Here is a 25190-nt window from a genome sequence, read left to right as displayed (position 1 = left end):
CATGAGTACCAACTCACTCACCGGCAGACTACGCGGCGGCGTCGAGGCACTATCAACGCGGCTCTCTCAACAGGTGGAGTCGGTCACGCGCAACTCTCGCATCTTCATCGAGAACAGCGACGTCGACGACCTCAACCCGCCGGACGATATCGACGAGTACCACGACCTCTACAAAGAGGTCGGCATCATCCGGGCGAACATCGATCAGTTCGTCCGCGACGTGACGAAGCCGGGCGTCCGCATTGAGGCCGACGACGACACCACCGAAGCGTACTTCATGGGCGGCGAGGACGCTCCTGAGTTCGCCCCAACCGGTGGGTTCATCGACAACTGCGCGGTCATTGGCGGCGAGAAGCGCAAGCCGTTCTACCCGTTCCTCGGCGTCACTATCGCCCAGCGCTGGACACGTGGCACGAATCTCATCGAATATCTCAAACAGGATGGGTCGGAGGAGGAGGCCGACGGCCCGATCACCGGGTTCAAGCACATCCCACCGGAGACGGTGTCGGCCCGAACCTACGCGAACACGAACATCCTGCTCGACCCCGACGACACCGACATCGCCGACGAGGTCACGAAGCGTGGCGAGGCGGCGGCGTACGTCCAGTACGACGACAACTCCATCGTCGGGCGGCGCAACGGCGGCCTCGACAACGACGAAATCGCGTTCTCGCAGAACGACATCCTGAAGCAGGTCCTCAACCCTGACATCGGTGGCGACGACGCGACCGAAGACGGTGTCTTTGGCACATCCATCATCGAATCCGTCGCGACGGACGCCGAAGAGTATCAGGAGATCAAACGTGACCGGGCGGTGGCGGTCAAGACGAAAGCGTACGGTGTGTGGGACGCGCAGTTCAACACCGAAACCACTGAAACACCAGATGAGGTCATCCTGACCGAGTGGTCGGATGACGACCAGGACGAATGGCTTGACGGCGTCGAAGGGCTCGGCCCGGGTGACATCATCGGTCACGACGGCTCTATCGAACTCGACCAGTGGGAGCCGAGCGTCCCGGACCTCGACGATACGCTCAAACACTACGTTTCGGACATCCTCGCCCCACTTCCAGCGCCGAAGTATGCGACGGCGTTCGGCGAGTCCATCGCGAATCACGTTTCTGACCGCCAGGAGAACTCGTATCAGGACACGATCGAGGAAGAGCGCAAGTACCAGTCTCGGTCGTGGACCCAAGCGTTCCGTGCAGTCGCCGAGCGACACCCGGAACTCGACCCGTCCGGCGTCAAAGTCCTCGTCGAACCCGAAGAGGAAGCCTCGCCCGTCATGTCGCTCGACGACGATGACATCGAGCGCCTCGAACGCTTTGCGAACGCCTTCGACAAGGTCCGGGGCGACCAGCCGACCGACATGTTCGCCGATCCGGGCGTGCTCCTGCAGATGGTACTGCAGCTCCCCGAAGAGGCACTCCCCAGCGAGGCCGACGTCGACGTCGACGAGTCGGACCCCGAAGTGCAGGCGATGGCCGAGGAGCTGACTGGGTCGCAACCGACGGAGGGTGACGACTGATGAGCGCCACCAGTACACCGCCGACTACGACGCCCACGTCGACGGCGTCCCACGAGCGCTACGTTAAAAAGGCCCAAGAGCGCGACGAACCGTCGCGAACGCGCACGCTTCGGGCGAATTACGGCCAACGCCTCCGGGGGCGATGGGCGGCCATCATGGCCGCACTCCGGCAGGGCATCGTCGACTTCGATGCGTTCGGCCTGCAGACCGAGGCGCTCGTCGACCCACCACGAGGCTTCGCCTTCGAGACCGAGGCACAGCAAGTCACGGCGTTCGACCAGTGGCTCCAACGCCAGACCGAGCGCGAGATACTCCGCCAGTACGGGAGCGACAATCAGTTCGTCGAACAGGCGTACGAGCGCGGTGTCGGGGCAGCTCGGACTGAGCTCCGGACGCTCAACCTCGGCCCGGTCGGTGAGGTGAGCGCATCGGCACTCCAACTCCCCGTCCATCGCGAACAACTGCAGGCGCTCTACACACGGAACTATGGTGCCCTGCAGGGGATGACGGACGCCACCGCCAATCAGATGCGGCGGGTCCTGACCGAGGGACTGGCGAGTAGCCACGGTCCAGAACGCATCGCCCGCGACCTCGCCGACCGCGTCGACCACGTCGGCAAGTACCGGTCGAACCTCATCGCCCGAACCGAGGTGATGCACTCGCACAATCGAGCGCGAGCGACCGAGTGGAGCCGTGCTGGCATCAAGCAAGTCGATATCATGCTGGCTCCCGGCGCGTGCCCGGAGTGTCAGGCGCTCGCAGCGGGCGGGCCGTATTCTATCGACGAGGCGCCGGGACTCCTTCCGCTGCATCCCCAGTGCAAGTGCGCCCTCTCGATTCATACTGAGGAATAACCCAATGACTGTTCACGAACTGTTCAATAGCGGTATCGCAGCCCTTGCCCACGACCCTGAGGACGCACTGCGCGTCCATGGCGTCCTGCTCGGCGAGGGTGACGTCACGAACGGACTCTCGGGCAAGCAAACGCGCTGGCCCGCGGCCATCCTCGAATCGATGGTCGACTTGCTCGAAGGCAAGCCGTTCACCATGGCCGATTCGCTCGACCCCGAACAACACGTCGGTGTCGAGAAGACCGAAGACGGCGCCCGGATGACCGGCGCGGTCACGCTGGACGAGAAAGTCGGCGAAATCACCGCCGCAGCGTACGAAGACGGCGTCGGCCTCCTTTTCGAGGGTTTTCTCTCCGACTGGGAAGCCGAAGACGTCGTCGAGCGCGGGCTGGCACAAGTGTCTCCGGTCATCGTCCGTGACATCGAACTCGTCGAAGGCGAGGCTGGCGAGGATGACGCACTGTACGAGCCGACCGAGGTATCGGCCGTGCGCGATCTCGCAATCGTCGCCGATGGTGCAGCGCCGTCGAACGACATCGCGCCCGGCCCGTCGGCGGACATGACCGCAACGGCCGCGGCGCTCAGCTCGAACTTCGACGTTCGGGTCGAGGCGCTGGCGGACGGTGGTATGGAGGTGACGAACACCGGGGGCGATGACGGCCAACAAGACGGTAACGGCCAGAGCACCCGGCCCCGCGGATGGAGGGCATCCATGACAAAGGACGATCTTACTGACAAAGAGCGCGAGCTCCTCGCAGTCGCAGCACAGGCAGATGACCCCGTCATCGCCGAAGCTGCCGACCTGGAGCGGCTCGACACGCTCGACGACAACGAGGAACTGATCGAGGCCGCAACGGACATCGACGACGCAACTGTCGAATCCGCGACCGAACTCGAAGCGATGCGAAACCGACTCGACACCGTCGAGTCGATGTTCGACGAAGCACTGACCGCCCAGCGCGGGCTGCGCGAAACGACTGTCGAAGCCATGAGCTTCGAAGCAAAAGCGTCGGAATTCGAGACTGACGACGGCGACCTCGACGTTGAGGCGCTGACGCAAAACCCCGAATCGGGGAGCACGTCGCCATCCGGCAACGGCGGCGACAACGGTCCGAGCGACGAGGACCGCCAGCGAATCGAAGACATCAACGAGAAACTCAGTTCGGTCGGCAACATGCTGCCCGAATCTCGTGTCGAAGGGCTCCAGAACGAAGCAGCCGATCTCGCTGGCACGGACGATTACGACGAAGCGCTGGAGGTGCTCTAAATGGCAACCAATCCGGGACAGACGGGTGGCGGAAGCACAGAAACGCTCGGGTACAGTGACGCCAGCGACACGACGTCGCCCGGCGACGCGGTCGGCATCACTGGTGGCGAGGTCGAACCGGGAACGGACACCGAGAACCTCCTCGGCGTTCGAGCCCGCGGCCGAGCCACAGCGGACTCTGGAATCGCTCCGATTCACGTCAGCGGCCCGTGTGTGGCCGCGGTCGAAGGCACGGTCAGCGAGGGAGACAACCTCGACCTCGGCACGACCGGCGCTGATGGCGAACTCGAAACGACGGCCGGAGGGCCAGCCCACGCCCTCACGGACGAGAACGGCACGTGGCGTGGACAAACCGCGCCCGCAGGCTACGCGTGGGTCCTTCTGTGAGGTAATCTGAATGGCACAAACAGCATCTGAAATCATCGACGACGACGACGTTCGCGCGATAGTCGACAAAATCCGAAACAAGAAGTACCAGAACCGCCGGGCGTTCAGACAGTACGACGCCACGAACAACGACTCCAACTCGGTCACCTTCCCCGTTTCCGACGGTGACTTCGACGGCGATGTCGCGGAGGTCCCGCCCGGAAGCGAGTACCCCCGCTCCACCAAGTCCTACTCCAAGGTCTCGGCCGTTCACACGAAGTACGGTCTGGAAATCGCCATCCCCGACGAAGACGTCGAGGACAGCGTCATCCCGATCACGATGGACCAAGAAGAGGACCTGATTCGTGCCGAGGAAACCCGTGTCGACGGGATTGCGTACGGCGTTCTCTCGGGGAACACGAACTCCGCAGGGCCAATCGACGCCAACAGCAACTCCAACGGGGTCATTGAGTACGCCGACGTGGTCGCGGCACGCCAGCGGGCGTTCCTCGACGAGCTCGACCTTGGCGAACTGATGCTCATCTCTGGCGGGATGAACATGCAGGACTTCCTCAACATGGACGAGTTCACGCAGGCATCCGAACTCGGCGACCAAGTCATCCAGCAAGGCATCCTGCCCGGTGGCAACATGGTCGGCCAGCAGGCGTTCCTCGGGACAGTCAGCGACATTCCAGTCTACCTCTCGAACACGGGCGACTACTCCGATGGCGAAGCGTATCTCGTCGACCCGACGAACTTCGGCTGGGAGTCGACCCGCCGCGCCGTGGACGTCACGCAGTACCGCGAAGAGAAACAGGAACAGGACGTCTGGCAAATCGACCAGCGCGTCGACTTCGTCGCAACGCAGGCAACGGCGAACATCGGCATCCAGTCCTAACCGGAGCAATTCATGCGCTATCTCCACCACGACAGCGAGGAATCTGCGATGCTCCGCAATCAGCAAGTGCTGGGTGACGACTCCCCGCTCGAATTCGACGAGGAAGGCGTCGGTGGTCCTGTCGACGACGACACCGCACAGACGCTTTCGGCGATGCATCGTCACGTCACTCTTGGCCGCCGTGCCCGCGACACTGACGGAGAGACGCCCCCCGACGAGGCCGAGCCAAAAGACAGCGCGGAAGCCTTCGACGCCGAGGCGTTCGTCGACCGGACGCCCATGTCCAAAGTCACTGACGACCTCGACTCCGGGGCGTTCGACGACCACCTCGACGCCATCGCCGATGCTGAGTCGGACGGCCGCGACCGTGACGGCGTCAACGAAGCCATCGAGGCACGGCGGGAGTAACCCATGCCGACGGCCACTCCCGACGACGTCCGCGCAGTGCTCGGGCTGGCCGACCCTGCAAACGATCCGTTCGCACTCTCCGATTCGGACATCACGGCGAAACTCGACGATGCCGAATGGGAAAATGAGCGAGCGAACGACACGAGCGACTGGACCGACGCGCACAAAACGCAGCTCGAAAAGTACCTCGCGGCGCTGAAGATTCGGTCGACGGTCGACCGCGGCGTCAAAGAAGGCTCCCAGGAGAGCGGGTCGGTCGTCTTCGAAGGCTCGTCGCTGTCCGAACTCCGCAAAGAGGTGTCCAAGCGCGACCCCAGCGGAACGCTCGCGACCAGCGTGATTCGAGACTCCTCGCGGTCAGTCAACACAACGGTGGACTAATCATGCCGAACGCTGGCGCACGCATCATCGGCCTGAATCGACTTCGCGAACGGTTCGACGGGCTTCGTGACACCTGGGGCGGCACGCACACGTGGGTCGTCGGTTCGAGCGGCGTCGAGTACGCCATCTATCTCGAAACGGGGACGAACGACATGCCTGCCTATCCGTGGTTTCGACCAGCGATTATCCACGTCGTCCGAGCACAGGGCGATGACATTGCCGGTCGCGTCGACAGCGCCGGAGAGTTGGTCGAAGAACTCGCGAAGGCGATGATGAATCAGATGAAAAAGAACGTCAACGCTGGTGAGGCAACCGACCGCAGCCCTGGGACCGACGACGAGCACCCGCAAGTGCAACTCGGCAACCTTCGGGCGTCAATCACCGCGAGGCGCATCAGATGACCTTCGATAACCAAACGTCGCGGGCGTTCCGACGCCTCGGCGAGACACTCGGCCGCCAGCTCACCGTCACGGTTTCGATGCCCGGGGAGGACGACCTCGGCCGCCCGGACGGAAGCACGTTCGTCGAATCGGAGACCACCTATCAAGGCCGCCTTGAAACGTCAACCCAGTCTAACTGGATGGGCGACAACGGCGGGGCCGATGTCGAGATGGATGTCGAGATTTGGCTTCCAGACGAGGTCGACGTCATCCCACGAGACCGCACTGGCGATCAAAACATGACCATCACCGACGAACGGACGGACAAGACGTTCGTCCCACTCGACTATCACGACGAAGACAACTCGTGGGTCCGAATCGAGGCCGTGGAGGGCGCGAATGCCGAGTGAAAACCCACTGGACACGATCGTGAAACTCCTGCGTAGTGAATTCGAAGCGGCCGCCGTCTCCGTCCCGATCACGCCTGCCGACGACATCGGTCCCGCGAACGATAGCGGGGCGGATCAACCACCGTACGTGTCGGTCTCGAACAAAAACGAGAGCGTCATCTCAGGCGGCGACACGAACGCCACGGGTATGGCTGCCGATGGCTCAGGGGCGGTGCAAGTCATGCTCGGGACGTGTCTCATCGAGTGCAACGGCGGCCACCGCGAGACGGTGGGCGTCGCCCAGACGGTCGCGTACGAACTCGCCCAAGAAACGAGTCGCGTCCTGCGAGAGACGTCTACCGAGGGCGACCTGCGAGTTTTCGAGCCCACGGGGCCCCAAGAAGTCCGAAAGACCGAACGCGAACCACCCGAGCACGCCGAGCAACTGTTTGCGACCTACGAATACGAAGCCTGAGATGTACCTGCAGAACGACAACACTGCGACACGGTCGCTCAAAACCCCGTGGATGGACGAACCGATTTCGTTCAGCGAGGACGGGACTGGGCGCTGTTCGCGAGACGTGGGCGAACGGCTCGTCGAGGAGTTCGACGGCATTCGCGTCCACCCGACCAAACGAGAAAGTCACACTGAGTAACCACAATGGCAACAGAACCAGACGAAGGGGGGATGCGCCTCCAGCGAGGCGAGTTCGTCCGCGAAACCGTTCGCGGCGAGTGTCCTTCCGATCCAAGTTTCGAGGCGTACAGCGACACAATCATGATGTATCCTGGGTGGGAACCCGAAGCGAATATCGAAGCCCAGCGAGGCGTTGGGACCTATCGCCCCGAGGACTTCTACGCCGGTCCCGAGGAGCACACTGGTATCACGATCGGATATCACCTGCAGCGAGCGCTCGTCGACGGCAGCGGAGATCCCGTCGACGCCATCGCCGACGGCATCCTTCGCGACGCGGATAATCGCGCAAAAAACACCCACACGTTCGTCGGTCGCGAAGAGCACAACGCTGGCGGGGCGGCCGATGGGGGCAAGCGCATCTACTACGTCGGCCACGGTGGTCTCGCCGCGAGTGGCGAGATTCCGTTCGCGACCGATACGGCACTCCCCATCGAGAACAGCCTGTCGTACGACTTCGAGCGCTTCACCGTCTACGTCGTCGACCAACCATCTGGGAGTACCACACTCGACGTTGAATCGACGGATTCCAACGACACCTCCCAAACGCTCACTATCGAAGACGAGGGGGCTGCGACGACCGAAGACGTCTCGCTTAACGGCACGACGACTGAGACGACGACCGAGTCGTTCGACAACATCGACGCGCTCTCACTCGATAGCGAGGCTGTCGGTGACATCATCGTCAAAGACGGGAGTGGAAACACGCTCGCACGCATCGCCGGGTCGGACTCGTACGACCAGGGCGAGGGAGACCTCGGCATTCCGGCACTCGGTAGTGGGTCGCATGCGAGCACCGTCGGGTCGACGTTCGAGCACTTCATCGACGACACGCTCACCGCGACGACCGGGTCGCTCGGCGGGACGAACGCCCGCATCGTCTCTTCGTCGTTCTCCTTCGACAACAACACCGACGGCGACACCGTCGGAGGACGGTTCCGCGATATCTACATGAACGAGCAGACGCTCGAACTTCCGGGAGTGGAGGTCTTCGGCCCGGAATCGAACGCGAGAGAAATCGAAGCCTATCTCCAGAACAAAGGCATCGACGTGCAGTGGGTGGCTGACTCGTTCACAGTAGATTTCTTAAACGGAACACGAACGTCGTCTGGCGAGGTCAACAAAGAAGCCAACCAAGGCCGGGCGACTATCTCTCCGACGATAGAATTCTCGGACATTTCGATTTCATCGTCGTAATCTAAAAAAAGGAGTCCGAACAGCGTGAATTACTCGCCGCGCGTGAGTCGCCGAAGCGTTCCGTACGGCAGGTCCGGCGGGTGTTCCCACGGTTCTGCGCCTTCGACGGCGTCAGCGAGGTGGTCTTCGGTGAAGTGCAACGCGAGGTTGATAGCCCATCGAAGGTCACGTAACTGCGTTGCGTCGGGGACTTCGCCCTTTTCGAGCGAGTCTTCGATTTCATACAGCGCGTCTTCGAGGTCGATGCGAATAGAGCGCACACCCATGAGCGACATTCGGGCGAACGGGTCGTCACTCACCACTGTCGAATCCCTCGTGCACGTCACTCGACCAGCGAATCGACGGGTTCCAGAGCACCAACCGCGACTGTTGGGTAGTACTGTCGGCGACCACTACATCCTGAAGTGCTACCCGCCCGACGACCACGACACCGACCCGCGAACGGTCGTCGTCCCGCGTCACGGCGAACTCGACACGGGGACGCTGAAGTCCATCGGCGAGCAGGCCGGGATGAAAGACTTCACGCGATTCAAAGCGTGGATTGCGCGAAATCGATAGCAGACCAGTAGCAGAACACTACCAGCGAGACGATATTCATGAGCAACCGTACTACCGACAAGACAGACGCATCGACAATCAATGATGGCGAGGAGTTGGAACTTGCCGACCCGAGTGACTGGTTCGTTCGACGAAAAGACGGCGACAGCCTTCCGGAACCTGTTAAGCAACAGATTCCCGGAACCGAGCAAGCAATCTTGGTCCGCCCGCCCCTATCCGGCCACTTGGAAGCGTGGAGCGGCAGTCTCACGAGCGACGACCCTGACCCGAAAGACCTCGCGGAGATGTTCAACATCTGCCTGCCGCAGTTGGATTTCGAAGTTACACCAGAGATGGTCGAGGGCGACCTCGACGGACATGAGGGCATGATTGGCTACGGCCCGCTCCCACTACGACAGGCAATTCTCAACGCCGCGGGGTTCCAGTCTTTTTTGGGCTACCGGGAGAATCAGGCAAAGCTGGTTCAGGTGGCTCGCGGGATGCAGGAATCCATGGGGGTCGAAGCCGACAACTCGGACGATACGAAACAGCAGCCCTCCGCGAATACATCTTAACGACGGAAGGGCCGTGGGACTACGTCGGTGAGAATTCGTTCAGGAACCTAACTATCTCCGAGGAGAAGAGATGGTTTGAGGGTAGGCGCATTTTCCACGAACTCAAGAACGGAAATGACAGAACTACGCCAGATTCGCCATCGGCGAAGCCAGCGTACGAGCGCGAGCGCGAGGAGCGCCGGATGCAGGCGATGCGCGAGTTAGAAGAACAGGTCAGCGAGGACGACGATATCACTCGGATATAGTGACATGCACCCACCATAGTAATGCTTAAGAGTATGAAAAAAGTATGAATCGATATGGGTGGAACCTACAAGCGACGAATAAACGAGCGCGGACAGTTCACCATCCCGAAGGCCTACCGCCGCGAGCTTGGCATCCACGGTGGCGACGAGGTCACAGTCGATGTCAAAGACGGCGAACTGGTCGTCAGACGGCCGGTCGATGAAGACGAATTGGCCGAGGGCTACCGCGTACGCGCCGAGCAGTCGAAGCAGTTGGCAGCAGAGATGGAGCACGCCTCTGCGGAAGCAACCGACCGACTTGGTGAGGCTCCCGGTATCTCGGAGACAGAGGAATAAGCGTGCAGGTCCGCCGCGGAGATATTGTTCTCGTTGAGTTGAATCCGACAAAAGGCAGCGAACAGCAGGGCGAAAGCCGTCCGTGTGTCGTGGTCCAGAACGATACTGGAAACGCCGCATCGCCGACGACAATCGTCGCCCCGTTCACCACGAAGTATGGGGACCGAACCTACCCGTTCGAGGTTGAAGTCCTCGCGTCCGAATCCCCGCTCGACAGCGATTCTGTAGCGAATCTCAGCCAATTGCGGGTCGTTGACGTGAGTGCGCGAATAAACAAAAATGTTGGCTCGGTTCCACGCGCGAAGATGGACAACATCGACCGTGCACTGCGAATTAGTCTCGGCTTAGACTGACTGATTCAGACGGCGGTCGCTATTCAGGTACTTCGACGGCGGGCGAGACCTTACTTTCCTTTCGTTGGTGGATAAAGCCAACAAGCATCAATGGCAAGCCGATGATTGCACCGACAAAGGTGAGCGAGATAAGCGCGCCAATCCCGATGTACCATTTGCTTTTTCGTCGGTGCGTCTTCTCTGGTTCGTAACTGCAGTTCGGACATTTGACCGCGTCTTCTCGAATCGGCTCTCGGCACTTTTCACATACAAATTCGGCCATATCGCGCAGTAAGCAACAAGCTGTAATAAATCATACACCACATGGTATTCACAGGCTCAGACACAGTTGAACGGCTCCGTGTCGAAATAAACGGCGACGGCGATGGCCTCGTATCCGAACTCACATCGGTCGAAGGCTCACTCGCGTCGATGGCGGACGCTGCGGGCGTGGCTGGCGGGGCTATCGCGGCAGTGTCGGCCGTAATGGCTGGGGAGGCAGTTGATTCAGCCCGCAAATGGGAGGCCGCGCTCGCTGACGTAGAACGCGTCACGTCGGAAGCCACCGCAGACGAACTGCACGATAGCCTGCTCGAACTCGGAAGCGACCTCGCCATCCCAACACGTCAATTGTCGGGAATCGCGGAAGCGGCAGGTCGGTTGGGGGTAGAGGGCTCAGAAAGTATAGAAAAATTTGCAGAAACAGTTGGTATGATTTCAGTAAGTACCGACCTTGCCGCCGACCAAGCGGCATCTGATTTCGCCCGGCTGGCAAACGCGATGAATGTCCCCATCGAAGAAATCGAGAACATGAGTTCGGCTGTGAACACCCTCAGCAACGACACAGCTTCATCCGCCTCAGAGATTGTCGGTTCAATGTCGCGGGCGGCTCCAGCGGCCGGGGCACTCGGAGCTAAATTCGAAGACGTTGCGGCGATGGCCGCAACACTTGTCGCATCTGGGATGCAAGTAGAGCGGTCGGGGACGCGGCTGAACGAAGTGTTCTCGCGACTCTCGGAACGTTCTGCAGAGGTCGCACAAGCAACGGGTATGACGGCGTCGGAGTTTCAGCGACTCGTCGAAGATGACCCAACGCAAGCTCTGTTCAAGTACCTCGAACACCTGCGCTCTATCGAATCTACGACGCAACAGGTCACGGAAGCGAACGAATTATTCGGACGGTCTGGCGGCAAGGCGGTTTTGGCACTCGCAACCAACTTCGACTCGTTGGAGCGCTCAGTCCAGTCCTCTGAACAGGCCTACCGTGAGGCGACCTCTGTTCAAGAAGAGTACGCCGCACAGGCGGACACGCTGAACGCCGAACTTCAAGAACTCCAAAACGGTGCGTTTGAGTTCGCAGTAACGACCGGCGACCAAATGCTACCAGCGGTGAAAGCGACCGTTGGCGGGCTTGGCGACCTCACTGACCAACTGAACGACGCCAACAACGCGACAGACGGCCTGCTGGGCCAAGTGGGGCTGACAAGCGTCTTCTTCACGAGTGCCGGTGGCGCAATCGCACGCTTCGTATCGGGGCCACTTGGTCTCGCAGTCACCGCCGCCCAACTCGCCGCAATAAGTTACCAAACGAACTTCGCAGATATCCAAACCACGGTCGATACGTCGCTCGCCCGCGCGACGGAACTCACCGAGTCGCATCTCTCGGAGATGAACGACATCACCGAGCGCGAACTCGCGAAAAACAACTCCATCTGGGCCGAAGCGATGGAGAAAGGCGAAGGTGTCGTTGACGTCGGCGTCCAATCTATCTCGGGGTTGGTCATCACTCAACTCGACGCGATGCTGAGTGCGAATCGCCTTTCGCTGAGTGTCTTCACTGCCGATTGGGACAACGCACTCGACACTGTTCAAGGATTTACTGTGCGGACGTTTGTGGGGCTACTGGATTCCGTCTCGAATATCGGCGGCGACATGGGCGATGAATTCGTGTCTGCGTACCTCGATAGCCTCAACAAAGGGCTCGAAGCCATCGAATCGTTCGTGAAGGAGAACCGGGATGTCTTAAACATCGTCTCGGCGGCGACCGGCACGAACGTCACGATATCCGAAGACTTCGCCATGGAGAAACTGTCGTTGCCCGGCGAGGACAACGACCCCTTTTCGGTCCCACAGTATCGTCCGGAAACCGCCCAATCGTCTTCAACGACGACCAACTCCGACTCGCCAGCGGCGAACCAGTACGCACAAACCACGTCTCAGGGGGCAGCGGCACAGTACGCGCAATGGCTCAGTAATCCAGCGGCCGGCGGCATGTCTTCCATGCCGACTGCCGAGTTCACACCCGCAATTCGACGAGCGCTGGAATCGGGCGTTCCTGGCTACGAATCTGACCCGGCGAAGATCGAGGAGGTGTCGATGAAAATGACGCCGGAACTCTTCAGAGCACTCGGGAATCAGCAAGGTGGCGTTACGGCCGCGAGAGCGGGCCTCTCCGAAGAAGAGTTCGCACGAGTGTCGAATCTGGTGTATGGATCGGGATTCACGTCCGGTACTGGGAGTGGCTCTCGAACGCCGTCGTTGGGCGGCAGCACGCCCGCGGTCGCATCGTCGATGCAACAGCACGTCAGCTCATTTGGCGACCACGTCGAGGCGTTCAAGCGTGCCGTCCAGGACCTCCAAGGAACTGAGTGGCGGGTGACTGCTTCGGATGAATTCGAGATTCAACAACGCCAAATCGCTCGTGAGGAGCTGCGCCAAGATGCTGATCGCTTCCGAAGAGGTGCTGGCCCATGACGTGGACCATCGGCACAGCTGGCGGGGATGTGGTCGCAGATCATCTCGTCGGCGAACTTTACACTCCTCGAATTTCGGAAGAAATAGCACCCACCTTTCGGTTTTCGCCGAATCAAGCACTTGCGACACCAGAAAGTCGATTTGAAGAACTCCTCCCGTACGTTTCTAATACATCCGAAAAACGGCTTCGGACAAGCCAGGGGTCGGATGGCACTGCATACTATCGCGAGAATACCACCAACCTGGCCGACGTTGATTCCTTCCTCGTCTCCATCGAAGCGCCGAACGACCTGAATTTCGCAAGTGTGTGGGGGGTCATCGTCGGTGGTCGTGACCGCTCGAATAGCGTTCGGACGGCGCTGCGCTGGGAGCTCGAAATCGTAGTGCTTGCATCGTTCGATGAGTATGCCGACCGAACGAGTGCTGAAGCGGCACTGGAAGAGGTGGTGTTGTAACTTAATGAAAAATTGTCACAAAGGGCCTGCCACCGTGTTTTGTATAGCGAGTAGTCAAGCACAGTCGCCCGGCGAGTCACTCGGGCTTCGTGAACGCACGGAGGTGAACCGATAATGCCGAAGACGTTCGACGGAACTGACGTTGCGGGCGCGTCGACAGCCGACGGTGTCACTGGCGACTCGGTCGGCGACCACGACGGCACCATCCAGCACCAATACAACCACGCGAATCCATATCTCTCATCGGATATCCTGACGTACCTGCCGCTCAACGACAACAGTCTCTCCACTGCGACCGACATCTCGGGCAACGGCAACGACGGAACGTACAATGGCACCCCCACGCTCAACGACTGGCAGTTCCTCTCGGACGGGTACGCCGGATTTGACGGCAGCGACGACTACGTCCGGGTTCCCGGTGTGTTAGACACAATTCCCTCCGGTGGGTGGACAATCTCGGCGTGGTTCTACGTCGTTGACTCTGGTGTTCGCAACGACATCGTCTCCAAAACGCAAAATTCTGCACTTGACGATTACTTCATTCTGCGAACGTCTGGTGGTGAATACGAGTTCTTCATGACGATAAATGATACCGGCCGAACAATTACTGGCGGGTCTGTCGATACCGGACTCACGCATATTATCGCTGGCCAGGAGCCGAATGGGAATTTCTTCTTAGATATTGATGGAACAAACATCGGCGTCAACACTAATTTTAGTCAACTGATAGCAAGCGGTTCGAATTCCGATTTAGTAATCGGCCTCTGGGAAGATTTGGACCTCTATCTTGAGGGCGGCATTGGCGAGGTTGTCGTCTACAATCGGTCGCTGATACCCACCGAGCGGCAGAACATCTACGATGTCGGGAGTCAGGCGAACCTCGTCACGGGGTGGAAATAGATGGAAATCGAAGTCACATCCACGCTCCCCGCGAACACGTCAGTGACGCTCGTCATCGAGGAGGACCAAACGAGTGACGGGACCGTCGATGCATCTGATTCGTTCGTTCTGTCGGGCGGCAACGAATCGTTTTCGTCGCAGGCACTGTCGTACACGCAGTCGAACGTCCACCGCATCGATGCTACGTTCGCGAACACCGACCGGTCGGCGGCTGCATCGATAACCAGCGTCACGCTCATCCAAACATCGACCGCGCTCACCAGCCTCAGCGCGACGCCATCGGGCGGTGATGTTGACCTCTCGTGGAGCGAGGCAGACACCGACTACGACCATGCAAACATCTATCGAGCAACGTCGTCGGGTGCCTCCGAAGGCGATTACACGCTCATCGATACGGTACCGTCGGGGACCACGAAATATACCGATACTGCCGTGTTGGACGGCGAGCAGTACTTTTACCGCGTCCAATCTGAGCAATCGAACGGAGACAAAGGCAACCTCTCGAACGAAGACTCGGCCACAGTCCCCATCCCGAACGTTTCGGGGCTTTCGACGACGCCCACTACCACGAGCATCGGCCTCTCGTGGACGAACAACCACGAGCAGGGAGCCGTGGACGGTATCGACGTCGCGTTCAAGCGGAGTTCAGCGGGGAGTTGGACCGTTGACGCGACGCTTTCGGCGACGGCCGAGAGTCACACCATCACCGGGCTTCTGACCGGCGAGGAGTACGACGTCGAGATTCGTCCCTACTCCGAACACACGACGCCCTCGACGCCGACAAGTGCGACCGTCACGACGGACTTCGCGGCTATCACGGGCCTGATGGCCGACGCGTCGGTCGAGGACGAACTCACGCCGATGTGGGACGACACGGCAAACTACGGCGATTACCGCGTCCAGCACCGCGTTTACGGCTCTGGTGACGCCTACACTGACAACGGGACCGTTGCTGAATCGGTGACCGAACTCACAATTCCGAATCTGCTCGACGGTGAGAAATATGCTCTTCGCATCAGGCACGAAACCGAGCATGGCTCGGGAGCGTGGACCGAAATCTCGCCAGTCACGCTCCTTCCGAAACCCGGCGTTCCATCATTCACCAACATTGGCGATACGTCGGCCGACGTCTCGTTCGGTGACTTCGCAGACAACGAGGACGGCCACCGCATTCTCGTCGAGGAAGAGCTGGACGAGATTGCAGACACCGGCTTCGGCCCGGAAGTCGAGTTTGCCGACCTCGCGCCGAACGTCACCAGCGATACGCTCTCGGGACTGGCGCAAAACCGCAAGTATCGCGTTACCATCGAGACCTACACCGAGCACGTGTTCTCTCGGTCTGATTCGAGTATCTTCACGACGACGTTCTCCATTCCCACGGACGGCTGGTTCGCGACGTTCACCGACAGTGCGGGAGAAGTCGCCCGACTCTTCGAATCCAGCATGGAGGGCTACCCCACGCTCCAGCCCGAGAAATCGGCAGTCGGTGCGTGGCACATCGACATCCGCCCCGAACGAAGTCTTCGCGACTGGACGCGGTCGGAAGTCCGAATCTATCTCAACGGCGAGGTAGAATTCCGAGGGCCGTTCGTCGCGTACCGGCTCAACGGCTCCAATAACAAAACAGCCGACCGCCTCGAAGGCTACGACGTTGTTGATAAACTCCGCCACGGTGGCGATGTCGTCACCTATCAATCAATGCGGGGAGATGCGGCGTTGGAGGACTACATCGACAACTACACACCTTTCACGGCGAACGTCACCACGCCCGATGAGACGACCGTCGATGAAGACCGGCTCGTCCAGGAGTCGCCCGAGGACCTCTCGTTCGAAGATCTCTTCGGTGACCCCGATTCGAGTGATGCATGGAAGCGTGTTGGCAGTGGAGCCTCAGCGACGATCGAACCGCTCCAGCGGTCGTTCTTGATGGAAGGCGAATCGGCGAGTGGGTCGTACGACCCGTTCTTCGATTCGGACTTTTCCGATGGCGAGGCGATAAACCTCGATACTGCTGGGCAATCTGCCTCGTGGACTTTTACGCTTGACTACGACATCCCAGCGGGCGAGTTGGAACTCTTTGTTCGAATTCGGGGAACGAACAACTCCTCCCAGGTTAAATGGTCGCTTGACAGTACTGAACTATTGGACACTGTTTTCTCGACAAACGACATTATCTCATTCGAAACGCTTTCTGACTCTGCGTTTTGGACCGACCCAGGTGGTGTGCCTGCAGGAACGTACACCTTAACCGCCGAAGTTTCGAGCGAGGGCTCTGAGAACTTCCTCATCGACGCGGTCGCTCCCGTCGATGGTCGCGCGAACTACACCCTCCCGTCGTCGCTGACGAACGGGAAGCTCGACGCCCCGGTTGACTACCCCGGTGTGACAATCGAAGGGTCTGCGTTCGACAGCACGTTCAACATTAAAGCAGCGACACTCACACCGACGACCGACGACACGCCAGCCGCCGAACGCCTCCAACTCCAAAACAACGGCACAGATTGGTTCCCAACTGATGGGTCGGAAGACGATACATCCAGCGTCACGGTCGATTTCGCTGCCGAAGGGTCGCTCGGAACCGATGTGAAAGGCCGTATCACGCTCGGTGGGCACGGCACGAGAGACAGTGCAATTCCGCGGACGGGATACCAGCCCGACGTTCTGTCTGGGTGGGACTTGTCGGTGACTACGAACTCACTTCGCGTTATCGACGACCAGACTTACTCGGGATCCCCGTTCGACATCCTCACCTCGATCGCCGATGACTCGGGGATGCTGGTCGTCCCCGATTACGATGAATCGTCGCTTGTCCTCAACGCCTTCGCACCTGGTGACGTGACCAAGAGCGTCGATTGGAAGGTCGTCGACGTTCCACAGCCCGTCGATACGACCGACGGGTTTGCCAATTCGGTGACGGTCTTCGGTCCTGAAGACGAACAGGGCAACCGCCTCGAAGTCGAGGCTGTCTCGCAAACCTCGGTCGATGCAATCGGGAAAATCGAAGCCCCCGCGCTGTTCCGACCGGACGCGAACTCGACGGCCGAACTCGAATCGATTGCACGGACGGAGCTGTCACAGAAGTTGGCGAACGATACCGTCACCGGGCAAATCGAAATCGAGAGTCAAATCCTGCAACCCGGCTACGCATACGAAGTCTCCGAATTCGAGGAAATTGATGTCGTCGCAAATCCACGTTACGTCCTCCAAAGCTCGAAATTCTCGTGGGGGACCATGCGGCTCGACTTCGAGGGGCGCGACAATTTCGTTCGAGCGCTCCGCTCGATTGACACGGACGTCCAAACGACGAAACGGGCACTCTAATCACGTCGCGATGACCCACCGGGGCGAGCGCCTTCCTTCCCACTACAGGAGACTCACTTTCATGCTCAACATCGACCAGAAACAGTCGCATCGCTCGTCGCCCTGTTCGTGACGCTCACCATCCTCGGGTGGGCCATCTATCGAGACGCGCTCGACGACCCGCACGTCGAGGCATTGCTCGGAGAGGCGTGGCCCGACCTGTGGCGCTATCGTCGCCGGTGGTTCCCAAAACTCGAACAGCGCTTCCCCATCGTGAAGTTCGAGATACCACTGCACGACTCGGAGTGGGGCGGGATTACCGACGCCTCGCCTGAGGAAGTTCGCGCGGCGCTCAACGCACGCGATGATGCTTATCCTGTGAACCTCGCTGGGGTAAAATCGTGGGATGGCCGGCGAGAAGTCGGAAGCTACGCTGTTCGCAAGAACGGCTTGTTTGGCACGTGGCAGACGCACATCCGGCTCTCCCCCGGTCCCGGTGACCGGGCTGTCTACTCGGCACATCACGAACTGTCGCCGATCGGCGGCCTCGCCGACGGATTGATCGCCGCGCTCCGAGCGGGCTGGCGGCACTACCACGGCGAGGGATGGGACGCGAAAGAGGGCGTTCGACGAGCGCACGAGGTGTTCGTTGAGGAAGGACTCGTCGAGTGAGAGGTATCACGTTCCAAGATATAGCCCAATATTCCATGCCAACCCCATGGCGATGAAAAAGACGCCTGCTGCTCCCGTTAAAACATAGAATTTCAGTGATTGAATCATGTCTATTGGCTCCCATAGAGCGCATATAGACTTTCTCCCCCACTGAGGCCCCGATTACGCTTTTCGTGATGACCTCCGCTGCGCCTCGACGAGTCGTACGAGCGAGCACCTTCCTTCCATACCGGGCATCCGCGACGCCGAGAGGGGCCGTCGCGATAACCGACAACCCTCAGAACACATGAATGAAGCTGAACCAAGCACGGGGATGGGCGGGGTTGATATTCGCGTTGGCCTTCGCCAGCGCGTTGACCGCCGACGCCGTCTTCCCAGCGACAGTCGAACTGACAAAAACACACATCACCGCGTACGCGACCGTCCTCTTCGCGCTCTTCGGAATCGAGATGGCACAGTCACGCTGGGGGAATCTCTCGACGATTCTCTCCGGCGCGCTCTCGGGGGCGATCGCTGCGAAGCAAGACCAACAGGAGTCCAATGATGACTGACCCAATGGTCATCATCAACGTGCTCATGGCCTTCGGGGGCGCACTGGGCTTTCTTGCCTATCCCGTCCTCCGGCACTTCTACGAGCGCGAGGTTTCGGATAGCACGCTCGCCGTGCTGCTCCTCATCTCGCTTGCATCCGTTTCGCTCGGCGCGGGCGTCCTCAACGAAGGCATCGACCTCGTTCCAGTCCGCGCACTCGTCGCTATCTGTCTCTTCGGAGCACAGATTGTGTTACTGACGAACGCTCTCGCTGGCGAGGGATGACTCTCTATTTTGGGAATATAGATTCCGAGAAACGAAGTTTTTCAGTGCAAATACAGAATCATCGCGAAGAGGGCAGACGCGAGGCACATACCGACCAGAATCCCGACGAACAGGACAATCTCCCGTGAGTCCTGAGGCGGCGAGTTCGACATTCGAAGTCCCCAGTCACTCATTCGTCGAACGCCTCCAGACCGTGCTGGTCTGCCGACCGTGTCTCATTCTTCCGTTGTTTCGAGACAGCGCGACCGCACTTGGCGCACTCGTGACGCCCGTCGAGGCGGGTGCGTGTCGTCTTCGCGTCGCAGCGCCAGCACTCGTCTTTCTCAGACATCTGCAGTCTCCGTCTCGAAGCCCCGGAGTCGATGATGTCGACACACCTCGCAGTATTCTCGCTCTGTTGTCGGCGAGAGTGTATCGTACAGTGCGTCTTCGTCACGCCAGAGATACCACGTCCCGCCCCCGAACACCGGGCACAGTGGCGTCTCGTGGACGTCGCCATCGTGGGCAACCACGCGAATTCCGCCACCACCGAGCCACCCTTCTCGACGGTCGAAGCACTCGACGCAGACGTCGCCGTGAGTGATGTGGGCCATGAGACCGCAGCCGGGACAGATGGGGACGTCGTCGACGGACTGGATGGGTGTCTCGCATGTTTCAGCGTTAGTCACTTTGCTCACCTCGTGTTTCGACGAGTTCCCGACGCATCGCCTCATAGTAGGCATTTTCGTCAAAACCATCTTCGAACTGATGTCGAAGGGGCACCGCGACCTTTCCACGAAGCCAGCCGAGTACCCTGTCACGACCATGCGTGTCTTCAAGATGTTGAAGGTAAACTCGGTCTTCAAAATGGATGTGTGGGAATCGATAACTCGCGGGCTCAGAGCCAGCGTCACTCATCTTTCGTCCCCACGGGTCCGTAGATTGGTTTCTTGTAAAGCGACGCGTTCTCGATATCGCCCGACCAGACCGCGAAGCATGTCTCGCACTCGAAGTAGCCCGCTGGTGGACCTTCGCGGAGTTTCGACGCCGGGCCACCGCAATGCGGACAGCCCTTTCCATCGCGAAGGTTGATGCCGTCGAGGTCGTCGACGCTCGTCCACTCGCGGGCGGGGTCGTGCATGCCGATGGCCCGGCTCATTCGTCGAACCACTCCTGGAGAACCTCGTAGACGTGGCGCGCATCCTCAACGGTCCCCGTGAAGATCGGGACCGCCGGGCCGGTGTTTTGATACCCCGACCCGAATTTGTGCATCCGTTCTTGGCGCTCGATGCGGACGCGCTCGCCCGAGACCGACTCGTATCGCGTGCCCCGAATCTTCGTGAAGCCCTTTCGGTGGACGACGGACGTGTCGTTACTCATCGTCAACCTCCGTGATCGGGCCGTACATCTTGGATTCCAGCTCCTCGATCGCCCGAAGGCGTTCGAGCACTCTCGCGACGGTGAGAACGTCGTCGTTCATTCGAGCATCGCCTCCTTCGCCTCCTGCAGTTCGTCGAACTCGCGGCGACTCCCGCCTTTGTCTGAGTGACGCCCCTGGACGAGTGCGTAGTAGGCAGTTTTCACTTCTTCACGGTGGGCGTCCGGTTCTACATCGAGTACTTCGTGCGGCTCTTGTGACGCCGGCGCTGCGACGACCGCTTCTTCGTCGGCCGGAGGCAAGCGAGCGTTCGAGAACTCGCTCTCGCCCGTGGCGACGGGGCGGCTCTCCATCTTGCGCTTTTCTTCGAGGTACATCCCGACCGTGCGGACGTTGTCTCGCAGTCGAGAGTAGCGGTCGCACGCGACGGCGAACTGTTCGCCATCCATCGACCAGCGGACCACGAACGACGGGTCGTCGGGCCGAGCGTTCGCGTACGGTCGCTTGTCTTTCTTGCGCTGTTGAGCGTCGAACTCGTAGTCGTAATCGTCTGCACCGAGGCGGTCGAGCGTCTTCTCCAGGTCCGAGAACGCCCGCGACATCGTCACGTCGAGGTTGTTGTTTCGAGTGCGGTCTCGGTCGGGCGTTCGCGGGAAGTTCGGTGGCCAGTTAAGACTCATCGGGGTCTCCTTCTCTCGGGTCGTCAACGAACTCGTAAAGGCCGCGTGCTACACGCTGAATCCACCCCGCGTTTCGGAGACTACGGAGTGAAAACTCGACGTTTCCTTTGTCGAGCGAGGTCTTATCGACAAGATACCGTGGGTTTGCTCGCCCCCATGGGTTGCCCTCATCGCGACCGTTTTTCAGCGCATCAAGAACCTTTTCGTCGTTCGCCGACGGCTCGTAGTTCTCGTTTACCATGTTGCTGTTCAGTACACTCATCTGCATACGCAAGTACGCAACCATTTGCATTATACTTTGTGACGCATTTTGTTACCCACTTTGCAATGCAAAGCTATAAGATAGACCACTCCGTATGTACAGTTGAGCACGGGAGGTCGGCCACAGAATGAATGGTCGGCCGGGCGCTGGAACGCCCTGACCGTGCTGGAGAAACCAGCAATGTCAACTACAATCCCAACCGTTGAAAACGGTACTGACACGGACTCGGCGCTGAACAGGCGCGATTTTGACGAAGACGACCTCCCCGTCCGGGCGCTCTACCGCGCCGACGGAGAGACGCTGCAAGTCGTCACGATCTCGCACCCAGAACTTCTCCTTGGACCGGCCGAGGAGCGCCACCTGGTCGCATCGGACCGCGGGACCGTCGAAGCCCTGTGGGTCTCCGGTGCGCCGCACGTCTTCGACGAAGCGTGGCTCGAACTCGGCGTCGATGCCGAGGGCGCAACGCACATCTGGAACGTCTGGGACAACGTCGTCTACGTCGTCAACGCCGCCGGTGCTCTCGAGTACGTCTTCGACTTCGACGACGAACCGAGGCTGGACGTCGTGTTGTACCTCGACCACGTCGAGAATCGCCGTGGATGGACGTCGTTGCACCCCGTGTTCGCGGAGGTGCGTGCGTGATGCGAGGGAATCGAATCCACTCGCGTGCCTCGAAGCGAATCCGCAACGACCATCGGACGACCGCAACCGACGAGTTCGAGCACCGAATCCTCCGCGATGGCGTCCACGACGACATCGTCGAGGACGGCCAACTCGCCCAGCTCGAAGACGCGATTGCGACGCTCGAAGACGTCCGCGATGAACGCCGGCGAGAACTCGGTGGTGACGACGAGTACGACGCGAGCCAGGGAGCGGAAGTCGCAAGTTCAGTTGTGACTCTGCACGACATCGTCAGTCACCGGGTGCAGGAGATATGCGCCGAGCGCTGTCGCATCGTGCTCCTCGACGGCGACGAGTGGGTCGAGGAAGGATACGAAGAGGCCGACGCGGTCGCCGAGGCCAAGCGGGAAGCCTCAAACTGGTTGCTCGAACACCCCGACGTCTGCGAGCGCCTGTGGGGCGACAGCACTCCCGACATCGACGCGCTGGAGGCTGATTCGTGATGGCGGTTTCTCGAACTCAACAGACCATGACCAGCATGTCCGCACGCGAGGCCCGAGCACTCACCGAGTGTCTCTTCGCGTCGGATAACACGCCCGAGGTTGACGGTGCGGATGACCTCTACGCGGTCTACAACGAGGAGGGCCAGTACCACATCGTTGACCTGCGGACGCGTTCGTGCACCTGCCGAGACCACCAGTACCGATGCTCGCAGCACCGCGAGATGCACTGCAAGCACGTCTACCGGGTGCTGTTCCGTGAGGGGCGGCCGATCCCCGAGTGGGCCGACCGCTCGCGTATCGACCCGCTGCTGCTTCGAACTATCGAGGAGCGTGCGGACGATGACTAACTCTGTCGCACTTCTCGAACGCCGAGCACGCGAGGCCGAATCGCTTGCGAACGCCTACCGCGACGCCGCCGGTCCAGTTCCGCTCGTCCGCCTCGAAGTGCTCGATGCGCGGATGTGGGCCTACCGACAGGCCGCTCGCGTCGTTCGTGAGTCCTTAGAGAATCCACGCGGGCTGACGCTCACGATGCGGCAGTCTCGTGGGAGTGGCCGGCGGCTCGACCTCGACCGCGGTCGTGGTGGGTGGACGCTCGTCGAAAAAGAGTGGACTGGGTGTGCTTGGAGACCAACCGGTTCCGAGAACGTTCACGATGTTGCACTCGAACTCGGGGGGTCCGAGCATGTTTGACCGCGCTCGACGCCACCTCCTCCGTGTCGCCCTCGGCGCTGGTGGACTGGCCATGCTCGCGGGCTTCACCGGGTCGCTCGATGTTGCCGCAGTGCTCGGTCTCATCTCCGTAGCGTTGCTCCTGGTCGATGAGAAGCTCAAGACGAACACGTGGACGCCGTGGGGTGACGACTGATGCCCAAGTCTTTCTCTGCGCCCGATACGCACTTCCGCATCATCGCCTCGGAGACGTCGGTCTCGAACGACGGCTACCGAAAGGGCGAGCCGATGAAGCTCGAATGCGATTGTTGCGGGGCGAGTGTGATGCTGACGCCCGAGCCGTCGCCCGGCATCGACGAACTCCCGCATAAGCCGTGGTGCGACCAACGATTCGTCGAGAGCCGGTGGTGGCAGCGCAACTTCCTCAGCGACTGACGGCGTCTTCTTTTCGTTAGAGTAGATTCGAGACGGTGGCGTGGAGCCACAACCCCGCGAAAGCAGCACCCCCGCATACAACTGCTCCGATTCCTGCAAGCGCATAGTTCGCAATCGGGTTCGCAGCTCGGACGAATGACCACGTGTACTTTTTCGAGCTGACTGGCTCGAACGGCTTGACACCCATCGGTGTGAGCGCATCGGCAGCGATGTGGGAAAGAACCGTGACGGCCGCGAGAAGTCCAAACAGCACCGAGTACACAAGCGCCACCACGATACTTCCGAGATAGAGGCCGAGAATCGCCCCACCCACTGCACCGACGATCCCGACTGCGAGCGCTGCCCAAACGGTGTGTGTAATCCCACGGTGTTTGATGAACGGCATCCGAAGGTCGAGGTCGGGAGCGGATGCAAGGCCTGAGACAACGACTGCCCCGAGTCCGAGCGCGACAGGGTCGCCAAAGAGTCCAATTACCAATGCGAGCGGTGCTGCGAAAAGAAACGCTGCACCTTGATGACCAGTTCGGTACATGTTGACTGAGGATTATTTCACAGTGTGATTAGTGTTCCTCCCGAAGCGATTCGCCACAGTGCGGACAGTAGGTTGGTGAGTCGGCCGTACTCGATTGTTCGACGAATCCCGAGGAGAGAATACTTGCAGGGAGCGCGAACAGACCGATCCCGAGGAACGCGACGATTGCCGCGAAAAGCCTTCCACCGAACGTGACGGGATAGACGTCGCCGTAGCCGACCGTCGTCAACGTCACGACCGCCCACCAGAACGCTGCCGGAATGCTCGAAAAGACGTCGGGTTGTGCAGTCCGCTCGAAGAAGTACATCATGCTCGCTGCGAGGACGAGTAAAATGAGTGTCGCAGAAATCGAGACGACGAGGTCCTCGCGTTTGTCCTGGAGCACCCGTTTGAACGACCGAATCGATTGTGAGTAACGCGCCAGTTTGAGGAGTCGGAAAAACCGAAAGAGGCGGAGTGCCCGAAGGAACCGCAGGTCTACGAAGAAGAATCCCACGTAGAACGGGAGGATGGCCAATAGGTCGATGATAAGCATCGGCTTGAGGGCATAACGAATTCGCCCCGTCACTGGTCCGCTGTATCCCTCGTTTACGGTGACTGCCCAAATTCGGCCGAGATATTCCAGAGTGAATATGGAAACAGACACGAGTTCGAATAGTTGGAAAAGCGCTTGGTACTGGAGATACAGTGCATCGACGGTGCTCAGAATCACTGCAACGACGTTTGCAGCGATGAGCGCCATAATTCCCCAATCGAAAATCAACTCCTCCCGGGTGTCGCCACCCACTTCGAGTAAGCGATGGGTGCGAGCTTTGAATTGCATAGTGTCAGGTGACCCAGATTG

Annotated in this window: 39 protein-coding genes; 29 read left to right on the top strand and 10 right to left on the bottom strand. The window is 60.0% G+C overall.

Translation table 11 applies throughout. The features are described 5' to 3' along the window. Position 1 precedes the first annotated feature (1 nt). The 12 genes from ACFQJC_RS05040 to ACFQJC_RS04985 are packed head-to-tail and all read left to right on the top strand — an operon-like array spanning position 2 to position 8359. Positions 2-1528 carry a hypothetical protein gene (locus ACFQJC_RS05040; RefSeq protein ID WP_390222159.1) on the top strand — a complete coding sequence of 509 codons (1527 nt, stop codon included), beginning with the start codon at positions 2-4 and terminating at the stop codon, positions 1526-1528. Then, positions 1528-2382, top strand: a complete 855-nt coding sequence (locus tag ACFQJC_RS05035; RefSeq protein WP_390222158.1) for a phage minor head protein — start codon at positions 1528-1530, stop codon at positions 2380-2382. The genes ACFQJC_RS05040 and ACFQJC_RS05035 overlap by 1 nt, the downstream gene beginning before the upstream one ends. Before the next feature lie 4 nt (positions 2383-2386). Then, positions 2387-3646, top strand: a complete 1260-nt coding sequence (locus tag ACFQJC_RS05030; RefSeq protein ID WP_390222157.1) for a hypothetical protein — start codon at positions 2387-2389, stop codon at positions 3644-3646. Next, complete coding sequence (locus ACFQJC_RS05025; RefSeq protein ID WP_390222156.1) at positions 3647-4033, top strand: hypothetical protein; 387 nt, start codon at positions 3647-3649, stop codon at positions 4031-4033. A gap of 10 nt (positions 4034-4043) precedes the next feature. Beyond that, complete coding sequence (locus tag ACFQJC_RS05020) at positions 4044-4910, top strand: hypothetical protein (RefSeq protein WP_390222155.1); 867 nt, start codon at positions 4044-4046, stop codon at positions 4908-4910. Between the two features lie 12 nt (positions 4911-4922). Then, entirely contained in the window at positions 4923-5318 is a 396-nt protein-coding gene (locus ACFQJC_RS05015) for a hypothetical protein (RefSeq protein WP_390222154.1), read from the top strand. A gap of 3 nt (positions 5319-5321) precedes the next feature. After that, positions 5322-5699, top strand: a complete 378-nt coding sequence (locus ACFQJC_RS05010; protein WP_390222153.1) for a hypothetical protein — start codon at positions 5322-5324, stop codon at positions 5697-5699. Positions 5700-5701: 2 nt separating this feature from the next. After that, a complete protein-coding gene (locus tag ACFQJC_RS05005) occupies positions 5702-6100 on the top strand; it encodes a hypothetical protein (protein ID WP_390222152.1) in 399 nt (132 codons plus the stop codon). Then, on the top strand, positions 6097-6489 hold the full coding sequence (locus ACFQJC_RS05000) for a hypothetical protein (RefSeq protein WP_390222151.1): 393 nt from the start codon (positions 6097-6099) through the stop codon (positions 6487-6489). Before ACFQJC_RS05005 ends, ACFQJC_RS05000 begins: the two co-directional genes overlap by 4 nt. After that, on the top strand, positions 6479-6943 hold the full coding sequence (locus tag ACFQJC_RS04995) for a hypothetical protein (RefSeq protein WP_390222150.1): 465 nt from the start codon (positions 6479-6481) through the stop codon (positions 6941-6943). Before ACFQJC_RS05000 ends, ACFQJC_RS04995 begins: the two co-directional genes overlap by 11 nt. 1 nt (position 6944) lies before the next feature. Then, the gene (locus tag ACFQJC_RS04990) at positions 6945-7124 is read left to right on the top strand and encodes a hypothetical protein (RefSeq protein WP_390222149.1); all 180 of its coding nucleotides are present in this window, start codon (positions 6945-6947) and stop codon (positions 7122-7124) included. A 5-nt stretch (positions 7125-7129) separates the two neighbouring features. After that, entirely contained in the window at positions 7130-8359 is a 1230-nt protein-coding gene (locus tag ACFQJC_RS04985; RefSeq protein ID WP_390222148.1) for a hypothetical protein, read from the top strand. A 29-nt stretch (positions 8360-8388) separates the two neighbouring features. Here ACFQJC_RS04985 and ACFQJC_RS04980 read toward each other — a convergent pair whose 3' ends face one another. Beyond that, on the bottom strand, positions 8389-8625 hold the full coding sequence (locus ACFQJC_RS04980) for a hypothetical protein (protein ID WP_390222147.1): 237 nt from the start codon (positions 8623-8625) through the stop codon (positions 8389-8391). Between ACFQJC_RS04980 and ACFQJC_RS04975 the strand changes: the two genes are divergently transcribed. The 4 genes from ACFQJC_RS04975 to ACFQJC_RS04960 all read left to right on the top strand — a co-directional run bounded on the left by ACFQJC_RS04975 (position 8624) and on the right by ACFQJC_RS04960 (position 10405). After that, positions 8624-8917 (top strand): type II toxin-antitoxin system HicA family toxin, encoded by a 294-nt coding sequence (locus ACFQJC_RS04975; protein WP_390222146.1) that lies wholly within the window; start codon positions 8624-8626, stop codon positions 8915-8917. The two genes, ACFQJC_RS04980 and ACFQJC_RS04975, sit on opposite strands and share 2 nt — an antisense overlap. A 38-nt stretch (positions 8918-8955) precedes the next feature. Beyond that, positions 8956-9471, top strand: coding sequence for a hypothetical protein (locus ACFQJC_RS04970; protein WP_390222145.1), 516 nt, complete (start codon positions 8956-8958; stop codon positions 9469-9471). Between the two features lie 299 nt (positions 9472-9770). Then, on the top strand, positions 9771-10052 hold the full coding sequence (locus ACFQJC_RS04965; protein WP_390222144.1) for an AbrB/MazE/SpoVT family DNA-binding domain-containing protein: 282 nt from the start codon (positions 9771-9773) through the stop codon (positions 10050-10052). Between the two features lie 2 nt (positions 10053-10054). Further along, positions 10055-10405 carry a type II toxin-antitoxin system PemK/MazF family toxin gene (locus ACFQJC_RS04960; RefSeq protein WP_390222143.1) on the top strand — a complete coding sequence of 117 codons (351 nt, stop codon included), beginning with the start codon at positions 10055-10057 and terminating at the stop codon, positions 10403-10405. 19 nt (positions 10406-10424) lie between these two features. Here ACFQJC_RS04960 and ACFQJC_RS04955 read toward each other — a convergent pair whose 3' ends face one another. Beyond that, the gene (locus ACFQJC_RS04955) at positions 10425-10667 is read right to left on the bottom strand and encodes a hypothetical protein (protein WP_390222142.1); all 243 of its coding nucleotides are present in this window, start codon (positions 10665-10667) and stop codon (positions 10425-10427) included. Between the two features lie 41 nt (positions 10668-10708). On the opposite strand from ACFQJC_RS04955, the gene ACFQJC_RS04950 reads away from it, so the two are divergent. From ACFQJC_RS04950 to ACFQJC_RS04920, 7 genes are all read left to right on the top strand, one after another. Continuing rightward, positions 10709-13138, top strand: coding sequence for a phage tail tape measure protein (locus tag ACFQJC_RS04950; protein WP_390222141.1), 2430 nt, complete (start codon positions 10709-10711; stop codon positions 13136-13138). Next, a complete protein-coding gene (locus tag ACFQJC_RS04945; RefSeq protein WP_390222140.1) occupies positions 13135-13593 on the top strand; it encodes a hypothetical protein in 459 nt (152 codons plus the stop codon). Before ACFQJC_RS04950 ends, ACFQJC_RS04945 begins: the two co-directional genes overlap by 4 nt. A gap of 114 nt (positions 13594-13707) precedes the next feature. Continuing rightward, positions 13708-14493, top strand: coding sequence for a LamG-like jellyroll fold domain-containing protein (locus ACFQJC_RS04940; RefSeq protein WP_390222139.1), 786 nt, complete (start codon positions 13708-13710; stop codon positions 14491-14493). Then, a complete protein-coding gene (locus ACFQJC_RS04935) occupies positions 14494-17814 on the top strand; it encodes a fibronectin type III domain-containing protein (RefSeq protein ID WP_390222138.1) in 3321 nt (1106 codons plus the stop codon). Positions 17815-17922: 108 nt separating this feature from the next. Then, complete coding sequence (locus ACFQJC_RS04930; protein ID WP_390222137.1) at positions 17923-18465, top strand: hypothetical protein; 543 nt, start codon at positions 17923-17925, stop codon at positions 18463-18465. Between the two features lie 290 nt (positions 18466-18755). Further along, complete coding sequence (locus tag ACFQJC_RS04925) at positions 18756-19016, top strand: hypothetical protein (RefSeq protein ID WP_390222136.1); 261 nt, start codon at positions 18756-18758, stop codon at positions 19014-19016. Continuing rightward, a complete protein-coding gene (locus ACFQJC_RS04920; RefSeq protein ID WP_390222135.1) occupies positions 19009-19281 on the top strand; it encodes an acyl-CoA oxidase in 273 nt (90 codons plus the stop codon). The genes ACFQJC_RS04925 and ACFQJC_RS04920 overlap by 8 nt, the downstream gene beginning before the upstream one ends. Positions 19282-19450: 169 nt before the next feature. Here the strand turns inward: ACFQJC_RS04920 and ACFQJC_RS04915 are convergent, their stop codons facing one another. The 6 genes from ACFQJC_RS04915 to ACFQJC_RS04890 all read right to left on the bottom strand — a co-directional run bounded on the left by ACFQJC_RS04915 (position 19451) and on the right by ACFQJC_RS04890 (position 21559). Beyond that, entirely contained in the window at positions 19451-19612 is a 162-nt protein-coding gene (locus ACFQJC_RS04915) for a hypothetical protein (protein ID WP_390222134.1), read from the bottom strand. After that, entirely contained in the window at positions 19605-20174 is a 570-nt protein-coding gene (locus ACFQJC_RS04910; protein WP_390222133.1) for a hypothetical protein, read from the bottom strand. The genes ACFQJC_RS04915 and ACFQJC_RS04910 overlap by 8 nt, the downstream gene beginning before the upstream one ends. Next, entirely contained in the window at positions 20171-20419 is a 249-nt protein-coding gene (locus ACFQJC_RS04905) for a hypothetical protein (protein WP_390222132.1), read from the bottom strand. The genes ACFQJC_RS04910 and ACFQJC_RS04905 overlap by 4 nt, the downstream gene beginning before the upstream one ends. Beyond that, a complete protein-coding gene (locus tag ACFQJC_RS04900) occupies positions 20416-20640 on the bottom strand; it encodes a hypothetical protein (RefSeq protein WP_390222131.1) in 225 nt (74 codons plus the stop codon). Before ACFQJC_RS04900 ends, ACFQJC_RS04905 begins: the two co-directional genes overlap by 4 nt. A 96-nt stretch (positions 20641-20736) precedes the next feature. Continuing rightward, positions 20737-21318 carry a J domain-containing protein gene (locus tag ACFQJC_RS04895; protein ID WP_390222130.1) on the bottom strand — a complete coding sequence of 194 codons (582 nt, stop codon included), beginning with the start codon at positions 21316-21318 and terminating at the stop codon, positions 20737-20739. Then, positions 21308-21559, bottom strand: a complete 252-nt coding sequence (locus ACFQJC_RS04890) for an ArsR family transcriptional regulator (RefSeq protein ID WP_390222129.1) — start codon at positions 21557-21559, stop codon at positions 21308-21310. The genes ACFQJC_RS04895 and ACFQJC_RS04890 overlap by 11 nt, the downstream gene beginning before the upstream one ends. Positions 21560-21760: 201 nt before the next feature. On the opposite strand from ACFQJC_RS04890, the gene ACFQJC_RS04885 reads away from it, so the two are divergent. The 6 genes from ACFQJC_RS04885 to ACFQJC_RS04860 are packed head-to-tail and all read left to right on the top strand — an operon-like array spanning position 21761 to position 23814. Next, positions 21761-22225 carry a hypothetical protein gene (locus ACFQJC_RS04885; RefSeq protein WP_390222128.1) on the top strand — a complete coding sequence of 155 codons (465 nt, stop codon included), beginning with the start codon at positions 21761-21763 and terminating at the stop codon, positions 22223-22225. Beyond that, the gene (locus tag ACFQJC_RS04880; RefSeq protein WP_390222127.1) at positions 22225-22707 is read left to right on the top strand and encodes a hypothetical protein; all 483 of its coding nucleotides are present in this window, start codon (positions 22225-22227) and stop codon (positions 22705-22707) included. Before ACFQJC_RS04885 ends, ACFQJC_RS04880 begins: the two co-directional genes overlap by 1 nt. Positions 22708-22742: 35 nt before the next feature. Then, positions 22743-23054 carry a hypothetical protein gene (locus ACFQJC_RS04875; RefSeq protein WP_390222126.1) on the top strand — a complete coding sequence of 104 codons (312 nt, stop codon included), beginning with the start codon at positions 22743-22745 and terminating at the stop codon, positions 23052-23054. After that, a complete protein-coding gene (locus ACFQJC_RS04870; RefSeq protein ID WP_390222125.1) occupies positions 23047-23400 on the top strand; it encodes a hypothetical protein in 354 nt (117 codons plus the stop codon). Before ACFQJC_RS04875 ends, ACFQJC_RS04870 begins: the two co-directional genes overlap by 8 nt. Then, entirely contained in the window at positions 23393-23575 is a 183-nt protein-coding gene (locus tag ACFQJC_RS04865; RefSeq protein ID WP_390222124.1) for a hypothetical protein, read from the top strand. Before ACFQJC_RS04870 ends, ACFQJC_RS04865 begins: the two co-directional genes overlap by 8 nt. After that, positions 23575-23814 carry a hypothetical protein gene (locus ACFQJC_RS04860; protein WP_390222123.1) on the top strand — a complete coding sequence of 80 codons (240 nt, stop codon included), beginning with the start codon at positions 23575-23577 and terminating at the stop codon, positions 23812-23814. Before ACFQJC_RS04865 ends, ACFQJC_RS04860 begins: the two co-directional genes overlap by 1 nt. Positions 23815-23830: 16 nt before the next feature. Here ACFQJC_RS04860 and ACFQJC_RS04855 read toward each other — a convergent pair whose 3' ends face one another. Then, positions 23831-24346 carry a metal-dependent hydrolase gene (locus ACFQJC_RS04855; protein ID WP_390222122.1) on the bottom strand — a complete coding sequence of 172 codons (516 nt, stop codon included), beginning with the start codon at positions 24344-24346 and terminating at the stop codon, positions 23831-23833. A 28-nt stretch (positions 24347-24374) separates the two neighbouring features. Further along, on the bottom strand, positions 24375-25169 hold the full coding sequence (locus ACFQJC_RS04850) for an ion transporter (protein WP_390222121.1): 795 nt from the start codon (positions 25167-25169) through the stop codon (positions 24375-24377). Between the last annotated feature and the right edge of the window lie 21 nt (positions 25170-25190).

The organism is Haloferax namakaokahaiae (genome assembly GCF_042663225.1).
Taxonomy (GTDB): domain Archaea; phylum Halobacteriota; class Halobacteria; order Halobacteriales; family Haloferacaceae; genus Haloferax; species Haloferax namakaokahaiae.
This window is presented reverse-complemented; position numbering and strand designations above follow the sequence as displayed.